The sequence below is a fragment of the Comamonas testosteroni genome, from assembly GCF_000761245.1.
GTDB lineage: Bacteria > Pseudomonadota > Gammaproteobacteria > Burkholderiales > Burkholderiaceae_C > Comamonas > Comamonas testosteroni_C.
The window spans coordinates 51,418-66,506 of sequence record NZ_AWOR01000044.1; the positions used below are offsets into that span (position 1 = coordinate 51,418).

General features: G+C 63.1%; 12 protein-coding genes and 2 tRNA genes. 6 read left to right on the forward strand and 8 right to left on the reverse strand.

Annotated features, from left to right (window positions below; genetic code table 11):
- Positions 1-742: 742 nt before the first annotated feature.
- Positions 743-2,164, forward strand: a complete 1,422-nt coding sequence (locus P353_RS10310; RefSeq protein WP_034368830.1) for an NAD(P)/FAD-dependent oxidoreductase — start codon at positions 743-745, stop codon at positions 2,162-2,164.
- Here the strand turns inward: P353_RS10310 and P353_RS29200 are convergent.
- Complete coding sequence (locus P353_RS29200) at positions 2,140-2,313, reverse strand: hypothetical protein (protein ID WP_157839591.1); 174 nt, start codon at positions 2,311-2,313, stop codon at positions 2,140-2,142. The genes P353_RS10310 and P353_RS29200 overlap by 25 nt on opposite strands.
- A 414-nt stretch (positions 2,314-2,727) precedes the next feature.
- Between P353_RS29200 and tauA the strand changes: the two genes are divergently transcribed.
- From tauA to P353_RS10325, 3 genes are all read left to right on the forward strand, one after another.
- A complete protein-coding gene (gene tauA / locus P353_RS10315) occupies positions 2,728-3,735 on the forward strand; it encodes a taurine ABC transporter substrate-binding protein (RefSeq protein WP_034368831.1) in 1,008 nt (335 codons plus the stop codon).
- A gap of 66 nt (positions 3,736-3,801) precedes the next feature.
- Complete coding sequence (locus P353_RS10320; RefSeq protein ID WP_034368833.1) at positions 3,802-4,590, forward strand: taurine ABC transporter ATP-binding protein; 789 nt, start codon at positions 3,802-3,804, stop codon at positions 4,588-4,590.
- Complete coding sequence (locus tag P353_RS10325) at positions 4,583-5,464, forward strand: ABC transporter permease subunit (protein ID WP_034368835.1); 882 nt, start codon at positions 4,583-4,585, stop codon at positions 5,462-5,464. Before P353_RS10320 ends, P353_RS10325 begins: the two co-directional genes overlap by 8 nt.
- Before the next feature lie 162 nt (positions 5,465-5,626).
- Here the strand turns inward: P353_RS10325 and P353_RS10330 are convergent, their stop codons facing one another.
- The 3 genes from P353_RS10330 to P353_RS10340 are packed head-to-tail and all read right to left on the reverse strand — an operon-like array spanning position 5,627 to position 9,124.
- Entirely contained in the window at positions 5,627-7,327 is a 1,701-nt protein-coding gene (locus tag P353_RS10330) for a cobaltochelatase CobT-related protein (RefSeq protein ID WP_034368837.1), read from the reverse strand.
- Positions 7,324-8,307: an AAA family ATPase gene (locus tag P353_RS10335; RefSeq protein WP_034368838.1), complete on the reverse strand. Its 984-nt coding sequence runs from the start codon at positions 8,305-8,307 to the stop codon at positions 7,324-7,326. The genes P353_RS10330 and P353_RS10335 overlap by 4 nt, the downstream gene beginning before the upstream one ends.
- The gene (locus P353_RS10340; RefSeq protein ID WP_034368841.1) at positions 8,300-9,124 is read right to left on the reverse strand and encodes an IclR family transcriptional regulator; all 825 of its coding nucleotides are present in this window, start codon (positions 9,122-9,124) and stop codon (positions 8,300-8,302) included. The genes P353_RS10335 and P353_RS10340 overlap by 8 nt, the downstream gene beginning before the upstream one ends.
- Before the next feature lie 134 nt (positions 9,125-9,258).
- Here P353_RS10340 and xsc point away from each other — a divergent pair, with 134 nt between their 5' ends.
- Both xsc and P353_RS10350 read left to right on the forward strand, forming a co-directional pair.
- Positions 9,259-11,070 (forward strand): sulfoacetaldehyde acetyltransferase, encoded by a 1,812-nt coding sequence (gene xsc / locus P353_RS10345; RefSeq protein ID WP_034368844.1) that lies wholly within the window; start codon positions 9,259-9,261, stop codon positions 11,068-11,070.
- 224 nt (positions 11,071-11,294) lie between these two features.
- Positions 11,295-12,260, forward strand: coding sequence for a bifunctional enoyl-CoA hydratase/phosphate acetyltransferase (locus P353_RS10350; protein WP_034368845.1), 966 nt, complete (start codon positions 11,295-11,297; stop codon positions 12,258-12,260).
- Between the two features lie 140 nt (positions 12,261-12,400).
- Here P353_RS10350 and P353_RS10355 read toward each other — a convergent pair.
- From P353_RS10355 to ispH, 4 genes are all read right to left on the reverse strand, one after another.
- Positions 12,401-12,477, reverse strand: a tRNA-Arg gene (locus P353_RS10355).
- A gap of 2 nt (positions 12,478-12,479) precedes the next feature.
- A tRNA-Ser gene (locus P353_RS10360) sits at positions 12,480-12,569 on the reverse strand.
- Positions 12,570-12,600: 31 nt separating this feature from the next.
- Positions 12,601-13,917 carry a serine--tRNA ligase gene (gene serS / locus P353_RS10365; RefSeq protein ID WP_034368847.1) on the reverse strand — a complete coding sequence of 439 codons (1,317 nt, stop codon included), beginning with the start codon at positions 13,915-13,917 and terminating at the stop codon, positions 12,601-12,603.
- 182 nt (positions 13,918-14,099) lie between these two features.
- Positions 14,100-15,089, reverse strand: coding sequence for a 4-hydroxy-3-methylbut-2-enyl diphosphate reductase (gene ispH, locus P353_RS10370; protein ID WP_034368849.1), 990 nt, complete (start codon positions 15,087-15,089; stop codon positions 14,100-14,102).

Below are 15,089 nucleotides of genomic sequence, written 5' to 3' on the forward strand. Positions count from 1 at the left end.
GTCATGGGGGCCGACCGTTGCAAAAGCGCCCCCTTTTGATCGAAAAATGCCTGAAATTCCGATGGCTCATGGTAGGTAGCACTGGCTCCATTTCGTAGGACCAGTTGCCGGCTATCGTTAAGTCCAAGACCTTGCCGCGCAAGGCGCGGATCCCTCGTGAAATGACGGCGGCGCGCACCGCAAGATGCCTTGAAAAAGTCCGCTTCTCCTCTGAGCGCGACGCTGTGTCGCAGCTCTTGCACAGGCACACCGAAGCCCGTGGGCAAACGCCTCTTCGGCCGCTTCATTTAGGTGAAAACGATAGGAGAGCATCAACACGCTCAATGCGGTCATCGCCGCCACAGGCGCAGGGATTGCTTGCAGCCACACCCGCTGGCTGCACAGGTTGCGGTGAACTCCAATGCATCCCCCTGAGGTTGCGACCGGCACAGCCTCGTCATGCCGGCCTGGAGCAGGCCAGCGTGCAGCCCCGCCCGGCGAGCGCGGCTCGATGCGTAGCCCGGTTTGCAGGAGGCGCTTCGCAGCCCGTCTGAGGCAATCCTAAGAATCGGGCGACCAGGCTTGCGCTCTGGCTCCATCAAAACCTTCGCCGTGGCCCTAACCAGCTGCGCAAGGGGCTGGCTATGCTGCTCTGGACCCCGCAAGCAGTGGCCTGCAACGGCATCTGCATTGACTTTGCGTCCATCAATTCCATAGCAATAGAGCGCCGCTTCAAACGCAGCCACACCAGGAGACGAGCACCATGAAAGCCGAGGACATCCGCCCCAGCCATCTGAATCCATACGACCCGCAATACGACCCCCTGGTTGCCAGAAACCCCGGACATGGGGCCGGCTACGCTCCGACCTACTGGGTAGGAACAGCAGGCCGGCCGCCCGAGGACGATGGTCCGGTCTGCGGCGACATGGAAGCCGATGTGGTCATCGTGGGCTCGGGCTTCACGGGCCTGTCCACTGCGCTGTTTCTGGCCCGCGAACACGGCATTCGCGCCGTGGTTCTCGAAGCCAACCAGAGCGCCTGGGGCTGCACCAGCCGCAACGGCGGCCAGGGCCAGAATGCCAGCGGCCGCCTCTATCGCTCGCAGTGGATAGAGCGCTGGGGCAAGGACACCGCCCTGAAGCTGGATGCGGAAATCCGCGAAGGATTCGACACGTTCAAAAAACTGGTGGCGGAGTTTCCAGAATGCGAGCCACAACCAGGAGGGCATCTGTATATCGCCCACCGCGACAGGAAAATGGATTTTCTGCGCAACGAGACCCGCATCATGCGCGAAGTCTTCGGCTACGACGCCCGCATACTCAGCGTCGACGCCGTGCGCCGCGACTATGTCGATGACGCCGACTGCCGTGGCGCGATGCACGAGCCCGACGGCATTGGCGTGCATCCGCTCAAGCTGGCATTCGGCTATCTGCGCAAGGCCCGCGAACTGGGGGTGAAGGTGCATCCCGCCAGTCCCGTGCTGGGCATGGAAACGCGCAACGGCGTGCACTACCTCAAGACACCGGGCGGCACGGTCAAGGCACGCGCCGTCGGCTTTGCCACCGGCGGCTACACCAGCAACGGCCTGCACCCCAGCCTGCGCTCGAAGATCATGCCGATTCTCTCGAACTCGCTGGTCACCCGGCCCCTGACGGAAGAAGAGCTGGCCGCCACCAACTTCAAGACCACGCAAGTCATCACCGACACCCGTACGTTGCGCTTTTACTACCGCAAGCTGCCCGACAACCGCGTGCAGATCGGCAGCCGCAGCGCCGTCACCGGCGCCGACGCGCCCAATCCGGTCCATATGGCCAAGCTGGTCGAGGGCCTGCACCACAAGTTCCCGGCCCTCAAGGGAATCCAGGTGGACTACTCCTGGTGGGGCTGGGTCGATGTGAGCCACGACATGATGCCGCGCATCACCCAGCCCGATCCAAGGGAAAGCGTCTTCTATGCGGTCGGCTATGGCGGCAATGGCGTGTCTTTTTCTGCGCATGCAGGCCGGCGCATGGCCCAGCGCATCGCAGGCCAGAAGATCAAGGCCTTCGAGTTGCCAATCTACAACTCATCGCTCGAATATCCGAATGTGTTCAATATGGTGCGCTCGGAGGCATTTGCACCATTTCGCCGCATGGGCCAGCGCTTTCTCTACCACTGGTATCACATGAACGACGAGAAGAACTGATCCTTGCAGCCGCCGTCCGGCTGCACGTAACGAAGAGCACCTTCCGCCAGGAAGGTGCTTTTTTTCATCCGATCTGCGGATGCGATGCGGTGCACACCCCAGCGCCCGGGCCACAGGAAAGCCGCACCTCTGGCACGCATATTGCGCAAGCATTCATGCCTGCCGGACAGCCCAATCCTCCCGCCTCTGCCTGCGATCAGTGAAACCACCTAAGCCCATTCAGACACCGAAAAAACGCCTTCCACCAGGACCGGGATATCCCGCGCAAGCCACGCCCTGCAAGGCTTTGCCATGCACGGTCGCGGTGCAGGCCAACCCATGCTGCGCGCACCATCCGGGACCGTGCGCGACTGGACCTAACGATTCACATCAACTGGCCCTACTGGCTGCGCAAGGTTGCTCACTACGATCCGCTGAGAAAGCTCTTTGAGCCTCGCGATGCGGCTTTCAACCGGTTCAGCCAGAAGAGGGAATGGGAAAGCAAGTCAGCAAGAGTGAGCACAGCAAGGGTTCTCTGATCGAAGTCTTCAACCGATATCGCTCTAACCATGGAGAAATTGGCAATGAAAATGCAAAAACGATGGGCGCTGAAAGCGGGTGTCGCCACAGCCGCACTGGCCATGACCGGCTTCGCGCTGGCGCAGCAGAAAACCGTGACCTTCGCCAACCAGGACATGCTGGTGCCGCTGCGCCTGGTGATGGAATCGGGCGAGGTGGAAAAGGAGACGGGCTACAAGATCAACTGGCGCATGTTCTCGGGCGGCGGCGACGTGATACGGGCGATGGCCTCGGGCGACGTGCAGATGGGAGAGGTAGGCTCCAGCCCGCTGACTGCTGCGGCCAGCCAGGGGCAGGACATCAAGCTGCTCTGGATCTCTGCAGACATCGCCAGTGCCGAAGCCCTGGTGGCACGCGATGGCGGCGGCATCAGCAGTTTCAAGAGCATGGAGGGCAAGCGCATAGGCGTGCCGTTCGTCTCCACCGCGCACTACCAGCTGGTCGCGGCCCTGGGCAAGGAAGGCGTTGATGCACGCAAGGTCAACATCATGAACATGCGCCCGCCAGAGATTGCCGCAGCCTGGGAGCGCGGCGATATCGACGGCACCTTTGTCTGGGATCCGGTACTGGCCAAGGTCAAGCAAAAGGGCAAGGTGATTGCCACCTCCGGCTCCATTGCACAGATGGGCTATCCCACATTCGAAGGCATCGCCGTGAGCAGCAAGTTCGCCCAGGAAAATCCCCAGTTCATGGTGGCGTTCATCAAGGCCCTGAACCGGGCCAGCGCCCAGGTGCGCGACAACCTGGCCACGTGGACTCCCGATTCGCCCGAGATCAAGGCCATTGCAAAATGGAGCAAGGCCGACCCCAAGGACGTGCCCGCAGCCATGGCGCTTTACCGCTTCCCCAGCGCCGAAGAGCAGCTCGGCGCGCAATGGCTGGAAGGCGGTGCGGCCAAGGCCATGACCCACACCGCAACGTTTCTGAAGTCGCAAGGCCGCATTCAGGAGGTCAAGCCCGACTATGCCGCGTACGTGAGCAGCAGCTATGTCAAGCAGGCTCTCGGCCGCTGACTGCCCGCCCACGACGGCCAGCCCCGTCGTGGCTCCCCGCTTTGTTTCACATAGGAGGGCAATGTCATGCCGACTCTGGATATACGTGACCTGACCGTCAACTACGAGGTCAAGGGCGGACACTTGCAAGCCCTGGCGCCCGTCAACCTGACCATGAATGAAGGCGACTTCGTGGTCGCTCTGGGTGCATCGGGCTGCGGCAAGACAACACTGCTCAACTGCATGGCAGGCTTTCTGGCACCGTCCAGCGGCCAGATCCTGCTGGACGGCAAGCCCATTCAGGGCCCTGGTGCCAATCAGGGCGTGGTGTTTCAAAAACATGCGCTGATGCCATGGCTCAATGTGATCGACAACGTCGCACTGGGATTGCGCATGCGCGGCATGGATCTGAAGACGCGCACGCGGATCGCCGAAGAGAAACTGGGCCTCGTGGGCTTGCAGGACTACGCCAGGCGTGCCGTCTATGAACTGTCTGGAGGCATGCAGCAGCGTGTCGGCATTGCCCGTGCGCTGGCCAACGATCCCGCACTGCTGCTGATGGACGAGCCCATGGGTGCGCTTGATGCCTTCACGCGCGAGCAGGTTCAGGAAATCCTGCTGCGCGTATGGCATGCCACCCACAAGATGGTGTTCTTCATCACCCACTCGGTGGAAGAGGCGCTGTTTCTCGCCAGCCGGCTGATCGTCATGAGCCCAAGCCCGGGACGCATCTCCCATGTCTACGACGACATGCCGTTCTGCCATGAGTTTCTGCGCACCGGCGACGCACGTGCCGTCAAGTCGCGCCCCGACTTCATCAGGATGCGCGAAGAAGTTCTGAGTCTGATTCACCACCGGGAGCCTGCCAATGTCTGAAGCAGTCCAAATCAACCATCTGCCCGCCGCGACAGCGCGCGTGCAGCCCAAGGCCACTGCCTCGCAGGCGTCAGGACCGGTGAAGACCAGTCGCTTCAAGACCCCCGGCGAAGGCTCCAGTCTCGGCATCAGCATCGTCACCGTGGCCGTGCTGCTGGCACTTTGGTTCGCCGCCACCAATTTCGGCTGGATCAAGCCCCTGTTCCTGCCCAGCCCGCAGGCGGTGTTTCAGCAGTTCTATGAATACCTGACCGGGCAGGCCAACGACAAACCGCTGTGGCAGCATTTCTCGGCAAGTCTGCTGCGCGTGACCGTGGCTTTCTGGCTGGCATTCATGATTGCCGTTCCGCTGGGCATCGCGATGGGGATGTCACGCATCGCACGCGGCATCTTCGACCCGCCCATCGAGTTCTACCGTCCCCTGCCGCCACTGGCCTATCTGCCGCTGATCATCATCTGGTTCGGCATCGATGAAACGCCGAAGATTCTGCTGATCTTCCTGAGCTGCTTTGCCCCCCTGGCTCTGGCAGCCCGATCGGGCATGCGCAGCGCAGCACAGGAGCAGATCAATGCCGCCTATTCGATGGGTGCGAGCTACTTCCAGGTGATCCGCCATGTGATCTTGCCGGCGGCCCTGCCCGACATTCTGGTGGGCATGCGCATTGCCATCGGCTTTGGCTGGACGACTCTGGTTGCCGCCGAAATGGTGGCGGCGAACGTGGGTCTGGGTCAGATGGTGCTCAACGCCTCGAACTTCCTGCGCACCGACATCGTGATCATGGGCATCATCGTCATCGGTGTGATCGCCTACGTGTTCGACCTGTTCATGCGCTGGGTCGAAAAGCGCCTGGTTCCCTGGAAGGGACGCATGTAAGAGCGGCCGATTCCCCGACGGGGGTGACTCCGGCAAGCAGACAGCGGGCAGGCATTGCGCCTTCCCGCTTTTCTGTTTCTGGCTTTACGGCTTTACGGTTTTTCGGCTTGCCGCCTGTGCTTGCCCGGCCTTGCGTGATACCTCTCGCACGCTCCGTCCCGGTTATCGCCGGCACAACATCTCGGCCACCGAAAACAGCAAGGCCTCGTCGATATCGTGCTGCAGATCGACGGCAAGCCTTTGACGGTAAAAGACCCCCAGATCCAGCCCGACGCCCAGGGCGCAGACCTTCACGCCTCCCATGCGTTCCTGGGCGGCAAGAACCTGCCGCAGATGCTGATCCAGATAATGCTCGTCATTGGCCTGATGGGTAGCCGTATCCATGGGACAGCCATCGGAGACGACGAGCAGGATGCGACGTTGTGCGGTCTTTGCACGCAGCCTCTGGCACGCCCATTCCACGGCCTCGCCGTCGATGCCTTCACGAAAGATGTCGGGCTTGCGCAGCGCCGCAATGCCCTGCCGGGCATGACGCCAGGGCTTGGCCCCGTCCTTGAAGACAATGTGCAGGCGCTCGTTGAGACGCCCCGGAAACTGGGGCTGACCGGCGCGCTGCCAGCGGCGGCGCGTTCTGCCGCCATTCCAGGCCTGCGTGGAAAAGCCCAGTATCTCCACGCTCGCTCCGGCCATCTCCAGCGCCCGCCCCAGCACGTCGAGCAAGAGCGACAGAGGCTTGGCATAGGTTTTCATGGAGCCCGAGCAGTCCATGAGAATAGTGACAGCGGTCTCGTTGATGGGGCGCTGCATCTCGTCCTTGAAGATCGCGCGCTGCTGCGGGTCCGTCACCAGCTGGGACAGGCGGCTGCCGTCCAGATGACCTTCCTCCAGCCCAAAGTTCCAGCCATTGCGCTGCGTGCTGGCAAGGCGCTGCTGCAGATAGCGCGCCAGCCGCCCGGCCTGCTGCAATCCCGAGCGCGCCAGCTCCTCGTCCATCTGCTCACGGAACTGGGCCAGCTGCAACGCGCGGATCAGCTCACCGGCCTGCACTTCCCTATCGAACTCGCGCGTGAAAACCCGGTAGCTTTGCGCGGTGCCGGCCCAGGCCCGGCTGTCGCCGCTTTGCGCCACGGGCATGCCGTCCTGACTGTGGGACTCAAAATGCAGAGGCAGGGCAAAGCTGCTGCGCCGCCTGGGGCCGCCGGCACCGCGTGGTGCATCGTCCTGCGCCGCACGCACCGCCATGCCGACCCAGCGGCTGAGGGCCAGGGCAGGCTCGACAAACTGGAGCTGCCGGTCTCTGAAGCGCCGCAGCCGATCCCAGTGTCGGCCCAGCGGGCAAGCCATGGACATGCGCGTGGACTCCACCAGATCGGCCATGCGCTCAGGTATCTCGTGCCCGGTCAGCCGGCTCCAGGCCGTGATGGCCACGGTAAACAGCAAAATTCCCAGACTACTTTCCGTCAGGCCGGAATCCACGAAGGCCTGGCACCAGTTCACAAAGCGCTGGCGCATGTTCTCGCGCGCTCCGGGCCAGGCCTCGGGCACCAAGCTCTCCACGCGCAACTGCTCCAGCAGTTCAAACACCATGCGCTCCACCGGGTCCTGGGGCAGATGCGCCTGAAACAAGGCCTGGTCGCTCCACTGCAGACGCAGTCCCATGCTGTCGAGCAGGCCGCGCTGATCCGTCTGCTGCACCGGCACCTGGCTATGGTGGGCCGCCGCCTGGGGTATGGGCGTGGTGCCCCGGTACAGCGTCTGGCCGCTCCATTGCAGGCTGGCGTCGCCGGTGACAGCGCGCAGCATGGCGCCGCCCCAGGCTTCCATGCTGGACAGCGAGGCAGGGCCGGAGGTCCCGGCGCTCATGCCAGCAACGCCAGTGCAGATTCCGAGGGCTGCGCCAGCTCCTGGGCGAAGCAGCGCTGGAAATATTCGCTCACGATGGCGCGCTCTGCAGGCTCGCATTTGTTGAGGAATGACAGCTCGAAGGCCAGCTTCAGGTCGTGAAAGATGGCGATGTTCTCGGCCCAGTTGATCACCGTGCGCGGAGACATCAGCAAGGACAGGTCTCCCACCGCAAAGCCCTTGCGCGTCAGCCCGGCCAGCGCCACCATGGCGTCCACCTTGCGGCGCCCCTCGGCGGTGGCCAGATCCGGCACGCGCGCCAGCACGATGGCCGCTTCCTCGGCCGGGGGCAGATAGTTCAGGCTGGTGACCAGATTCCAGCGATCGAGCTGGGCATGGTTGAGCTGCTGGGTGCCGTGATAGAGCCCGTTGAGATTGCCCTGCCCCAGGGTGTTCATGGTGGCAAACAGCCGAAAGCACGGATGCGGCTGGATCACGCGCTTTTGATCGAGCAGGGTAAAGCTGCCCTCACGCTCCAAAACCCGCTGGATGACGAACATCACATCGGGGCGTCCGGCGTCGTACTCGTCAAACACCATGGCCACGGGCCGCTGCAGCGCCCAGGGCAGGATGCCTTCCTGGAACTGGGTCACCTGCTTGCCCTCCTGCAGCACGATGCTGTCTTTGCCCACCAGATCCAGGCGGCTGATATGACCGTCCAGATTCACACGCACGCAAGGCCAGTTCAGCCTGGCGGCCACCTGCTCGATATGCGTGGATTTGCCCGTGCCGTGCAGGCCCTGAATGACCACGCGCCGGTTGTGCGCAAAGCCCGCCAGGATGGCTTGCGTCACCTGCGGATTCAAGCGGTAGGCCTTGTCAATGGCGGGAACATGTTCGCCCGGCTCGGCAAAAGCCGGCACGCTCATGTCCGTGTCGATGCCAAATACATCGCGCACGCTGACGGTGCGGGTGGGCTGCAGCAGGCTCAGGTCAGTCATCGTCGGCTTCCGGTGGAACGTCATCGTTAATACGGGCGATCGCCGCGACGGCCGCCTGCAGCTTGGGAAGAAAGGACAAGGCCTTCTCCTTGGAAAAACGCATGATGGGTGCCTGCACGGCAAGCCCCATATTGGAGTTGCCATGGGGGGCGGGCACCAGCACGCCAAGGCACAGCAGCCCGGGCAGAAACTCCTCGTTGTCGAAGGCATAGCCCTGAGCCCGCACCTGATCGAGCTCCTGCTCCAGCGCCTCGAAGGTCGTCAGCGTGTTGCCGGTGAACGCCTCCAGCGGCACATTGGCCAGCAGCCGGCGGCGCTGGGCTGGCGACATCTGGCTCAGGAACAGCTTGCCCGTGGCCGAGCAGTGCGCGGGCACACGCGAGCCCGGATGCAGATAAAAGCGCAGCGGCACCGGCGTCTCCACGCGGTCCAGATACAGGACCTCGCTGCCCGAAAAAGCCGTGATGTTGCAGCTCTCGCCGAGCTCGCGCACCAGCTGGGTCAGCACCGCATGCCGCGCGCCATGCGTGGTGTTGTTGAGCAGCACGTTCTGCGCCAGCCGCATCAGCCGCTGGCCCGTGCCGTAGTGACGCCCGTTGCCATCTCTTTGCAGGATTCCGGCGCCCTCCAGCTGCGCAAGCATGCGGTGCATGGTCGGCTTGGGCAGCCCCGTCTCTTCCACCATGGTTTGCAGGGTGAAGGGCTGGCTTTTTTGCGCCACGGCCTCCAGCAGCGCAAACAAACGCAGATTGGGCGTGTCTCCGTCCAGGCGAGCCGAGGGGGTGTCTTCGCTGTGCTTCATATCGTTGTCGATCATAGTAATTTCCATTTTTTGAGTCAATTTATTCCATAAAAAGAAATTTATTTGCATGAAAGCAAAAAAATGCCATAGACTGACATCGTTATTTCTTTTTTCGGAACCATAGGTTTCAAATTTTCAAGGAGACAGAGATGGCTGCAACGGACAATCGTAAAGTGGTTGAAGGCGTTCACAAGATGACCCCTTCGGAAGCATTCGTGGAAACCTGCGTCGCCAATGGCGTCAGCGAGATGTTCGGCATCATGGGTTCCGCCTTCATGGATGCCATGGACATCTTCGCCCCCGCAGGCATTCGCCTGATCCCCGTGGTGCATGAGCAAGGTGCGGCCCATATGGCCGACGGCTATGCCCGCGTCTCGGGCCGCCACGGCGTGGTGATCGGCCAGAACGGCCCCGGCATCAGCAACTGCGTGACCGGGATTGCCGCAGCCTACTGGGCCCACAGCCCGGTGGTGATCGTGACCCCCGAGACCGGCACCATGGGCATGGGCCTGGGCGGCTTCCAGGAAGCCAACCAGTTGCCCATGTTCCAGGAGTTCACCAAGTACCAGGGCCATGTCTGCAACCCCAAGCGCATGGCCGAGTTCACAGGTCGCGTCTTCGACCGCGCCATGTCCGAGATGGGCCCGACCCAGCTCAATATTCCGCGTGACTACTTCTACGGCGAGATCGAGTGCGAGATTCCCAAGCCCATGCGCGTGGACCGCGGCCATGGCGGCGAGGCCAGCCTGCAGGCCGCCGTGGACCTGCTCAAGACCGCCAAGTTCCCGGTGATCCTGGCCGGCGGCGGCGTGGTCATGGGCGATGCCGTGCAAGAAGCCAGGCAACTGGCCGAACGCCTGGGCGCGCCCGTGGCCACCGGCTATCTGCGCAACGATGCCTTCCCCGCCAAGCACCCGCTGTGGGCCGGCCCACTGGGCTACCAGGGCTCCAAGGCCGCCATGAAGCTGATCGCCCAGGCCGATGTGGTGATTGCACTGGGTTCGCGCATGGGCCCCTTCGGCACCCTGCCCCAGCACGGCATGGACTACTGGCCCAAGACCGCCAAGATCATCCAGATCGAGGCCGACCACACCAATCTGGGCCTGGTCAAGAAGATTGCCGTGGGCATCAACGGCGATGCCAAGGCCGTCGCGGCCGAACTCAGCAGGCGCCTGGCCGATGTGACGCTGGGCTGTGACGCCACCAAGGCAGCGCGCGCCGACACCATCGCCACGGAAAAAGCCGCCTGGGAGAAGGAACTTGACGGCTGGACCCACGAGCGCGACCCCTACAGCCTGGACATGATCGAAGAGGCCAAGGGCGAGCGCACGCCGACCGGTGGCAGCTATCTGCACCCCCGCCAGGTGCTGCGCGAACTCGAAAAAGCCATGCCGGCGCGCGTCATGGTGTCCACCGACATCGGCAACATCAACTCGGTGGCCAACAGCTATCTGCGCTTCGACGAGCCGCGCAGTTTCTTCGCCCCCATGAGCTTCGGCAACTGCGGCTATGCCCTGCCCACCATCATCGGAGCCAAGTGCGCAGCACCCGATCGCCCGGCCATCGCCTATGCAGGCGACGGCGCCTGGGGCATGAGCATGATGGAAATCATGACCGCCGTGCGCCACGACATCCCCGTGACCGCCGTGGTGTTCCACAACCGCCAATGGGGTGCGGAAAAGAAGAACCAGGTGGACTTCTACAACCGCCGTTTCGTGGCCGGCGAGCTCGAGAGCGAAAGCTTCTCCGACATCGCCAAGGCCATGGGCGCCGAAGGCATCGTGGTGGACCACATCGAGGACGTGGGCCCGGCACTGCAAAAAGCCATCGACATGCAGATGAAGGAAGGAAAGACCTGCGTGATCGAGATCATGTGCACGCGCGAGCTCGGCGATCCCTTCCGCCGCGACGCCTTGTCCAAGCCCGTGCGCATGCTGGACAAGTACAAGGACTTTGTCTGACGCCGTCTGACACCCCCTGAGGCGCTGCGCGCCTTCCCCCTCTCTACCCGCTGCGCGGGGGAGGGGGGCGACACCCTCGGTGCGGGGCGGCCCTTCCTCGGTGTCCCTTGGTCGGGCCGCGCCGGTTTCATGCGCCTTGGGTAAAGCGCAAGGCCCTCGAAAGCCGACTCCCCGACCCCCTGCGTTGCTCGCGCCGGGCCTTGTACTTCCCCGCAGGAGCTTTCATGACTCCCTCACTCTCACTTGCCGTGGCCGCCGACGATGCGCCCGCCACGCCGCGTCCACATCTCCAGCAATTGATCGACCAGGCCCGGGCCCGCGGCCCGATTCCCGTGGCCGTGGCCTACCCCTGCGATGCCAGCTCTTTGCAGGCAGCCATGCAAGCGGCGGAAGCCGGCCTGATCAGGCCCTTGCTGGTAGGACCGCGCCAGCGTATCGAAGCCGCGGCCCGCTCTGCGGGTCTCGATCTGTCTGCCGCCGAGATCCACTCCACGGCGGACGACCCTCGCATCGCCGCGGCCCAGGCCGCAGCGCTGTGCCGCGATGGCCAGGCCCGGTCCCTGATGAAGGGCAGCCTGCACAGCGACGATCTGCTGGGCGCGGCCGTGGCACGCGAAGCCGGTCTGCGCGGCAGCCGCCGGGCCAGTCACGTCTTCATCATGGACATCCCGGGCTACGACCGCCCTCTGCTGATGACCGACTGCGTGGTCAACATCTTCCCCAGCCTGATGGAAAAGCGCGACATCGCCCAGAATGCGGTCGATCTGGCCCATGCCATCGGCATAGCCCAGCCACGCGTGGCCCTGCTGTCGGCCGTGGAGACCGTCAACCCTGCCATTCCCGGCACCATCGATGCGGCAGCCCTGTGCAAGATGGCCGACCGCGGCCAGATCACGGGCGGCATCTTTGATGGTCCACTGGCCTACGACAACGCCATCTCCCTGCACTCGGCGCACAACAAGGGCATCGTCTCCGATGTCGCCGGTCGCCCCGATATCTTGCTGGCCCCCAACCTGGAAGCCGGCAACATGATCTACAAGCAGCTGGTCTACATGGCCAACGCCGAATGCGCGGGCCTGGTTCTGGGCATGCGCGTGCCCATCGTGCTGACCAGCCGCTCCGACTCCGTGGCCAGCCGCATCGCTTCATGCGCCCTGGCCGTGCTGGCCAGCGCAGGGATGCAGGCCTAAAGCAAGACCTGACCAAGGCCCGGCCTGGACACTGCTGTGTCCAGGCCTTTCTGCCAAACGCCTATCTCCCGCAGATGCCAGAAACGCAGATGCCAGAAACGAAAAAGCCTCAGAGTATTTTTACTCTGAGGCTTAACGTTTGGTGCGGCTGGCAGGAATCGAACCCACGACCCCTTGGTTCGTAGCCAAGTACTCTATCCAGCTGAGCTACAGCCGCATTGGCGGAGAGGGTGGGATTCGAACCCACGGTACGTTTGCACGTACGCCTGATTTCGAGTCAGGTACATTCGACCACTCTGCCACCTCTCCTGTGTCGAAGCGTCTATTGTAGCCTAAAAATTCAGGCCTTCAGCAAAGTTTTGCCACCCATGTACGAAACCAGTGCTTCAGGCACGGTGATCGAGCCGTCGGCGTTCTGATAGTTCTCCAGCACGGCGACCAGCGTACGGCCCACGGCCAGGCCGGAGCCGTTGAGCGTGTGCACCAGTTCGTTCTTGCCCTGGGCATTCTTGAAGCGGGCCTGCATGCGGCGCGCCTGGAAGGCTTCGCAGTTGGAGACCGAGCTGATTTCGCGGTAGGTGCCCTGTGCCGGCACCCAGACTTCCAGGTCATAGGTCTTGGCAGCGCCAAAGCCCATGTCGCCCGTGCACAGGCTCATCACGCGGTACGGCAGGCCCAGCTTTTGCAGCACGGCTTCGGCGTGGCCGGTCATCTCTTCCAGCGCTTCATAGCTTTTTTCGGGATGCACGATCTGCACCATCTCGACCTTGTCGAACTGGTGCTGACGGATCAGACCGCGCGTGTCGCGGCCGCCGGAGCCGGCTTCCGAGCGGAAGCAGGGGCTGTGTGCCGTCAGCTTGATGGGCAGACGGTCTTCAGCCAGCACTTCGTCGCGCACCAGATTCGTCAGCGGCACTTCGGCCGTGGGAATCAGGTACAGAGCTGCGGTGTCGGGCAGGGGCTCGGCATCCTGGCCGCCCTTCTGGGCCGCAAACAGATCGCCTTCGAACTTGGGCAACTGGCCCGTGCCCTTGAGCGAATCGCTGTTGACGATGTAAGGCACATAGCATTCGGTGTAGCCATGCTGCTCGGTCTGCAGGTCCAGCATGAACTGGGCCAGCGCACGGTGCAGGCGTGCGATCTGCCCCTGCATCACGGTAAAGCGGGCACCGGAGAGCTTGACGCCGGCTTCGAAGTCCAGGCCGATGGGCGCGCCCAGATCGACGTGATCCTTGATCTCGAAGTCGAAATTCCTCGGCGTGCCGAAGCGGCGCACTTCCACATTGCCTTCCTCATCGGCACCCACGGGCACGGACTCATGAGGCAGGTTGGGCACGGCCACCAGCATGGCCTGCAGCTCGGTCTGGATCTGCTCCAGGCGCGTGGCCGATTGTTCCAGCTCGGTCTTCATGGCAGCCACTTCGGCCTTGGCGGCTTCGGCGGCGTCCTTTTCGCCCTTGCCCATCAACATGCCGATTTGCTTGGACAGCTGGTTGCGCTTGGACTGCAGCTCCTCCGTGCGCGTCTGGATGGACTTGCGTTCGGATTCCAGCGCCTTGAAGGCTTCCACGTTCAGGAAGGCTTGGGGGTTCTTGCGGGTTTGCAGTCGGGCGACGACTGAATCCAGGTCTTTGCGGAGAAGTTGAATGTCGAGCATAGAGGGAGATTTTAGAGCGACTGGCTGCACCCGGCCGATACACGGGGGATGGCAGCAGTCAGCTATCAAAAGCAAAGCGCCTTGCGCAGGCTATTCATAGATTTTCAGATAAAAACCATCTGAAGTCCTTGAATACCGTGCGCAAGGCGCTATGAAGTTACAAGCAGTCAGCTTGTCAGAACTCAATGTCCGGTCTCGGGCGCCTTGCGCACTGCGATCTCCAGGCCCGTGGCCGCGTCGATCTTCAGACCCTTGGGCAGCGGGAACTTGATGGTTTCCTCGATACCGTCCATCTTGCGCACGGCGACTGCGCCCAGTTGCCGGATGCGGGCGATGACCTCGTCGACCAGCACCTCGGGCGCCGAAGCCCCGGCCGTCAGCCCCACGCGGGCCGCATCGGCAAACCACTCCTGCTTGAGCTCGAGCGCGTTGTCCACCATATAGGCGGGCGTGCCCAGGCGATCGGCCAGCTCGCGCAGGCGGTTGCTGTTGGAGCTTGTCGGGCTGCCGACGACGATGACCAGATCCACCTGGGGTGCCAGCACCTTCACGGCATCCTGGCGATTCTGCGTGGCATAGCAGATGTCCTGCTGCTTGGGTTCGCGCACCAGCGGAAAGCGTGCCTTGATGGCGGCCTTGATGCCTGCGGCGTCATCGACCGACAGAGTGGTCTGCGTCACCACGGCCAGCTTTTCAGTCTGGCGCGGCGCCACCTTGGCCACATCGCCCTCGTCCTCGACCAGGTGAATGCCTTCGGAGAGCTGGCCCATGGTGCCTTCGACCTCCGGATGGCCCTTGTGGCCGATCATGAGGAACTCGTAGCCTTCCTTGGCCAGCTTGGCGACTTCCACATGCACCTTGGTGACCAGCGGGCAGGTCGCATCGAAGATGGCAAAACCGCGGCGCTCGGCCTCCTGCTGCACGGCCTTGGAGACGCCATGGGCCGAGAAGATCAGCGTGGAGCCGGGCGGCACCTCGTCCAGCTCCTCGATGAAGATGGCACCCTTGGCCTTGAGGTCGTTGACCACAAAGGTGTTGTGCACGATCTCGTGGCGTACATAGATGGGCGCGCCGAACTTGGCCAGCGCCCGCTCCACGATCTCGATAGCGCGATCCACCCCGGCACAAAAGCCGCGCGGCTCGGCCAGCAGGACTTCCTTGGCTCCCACCAC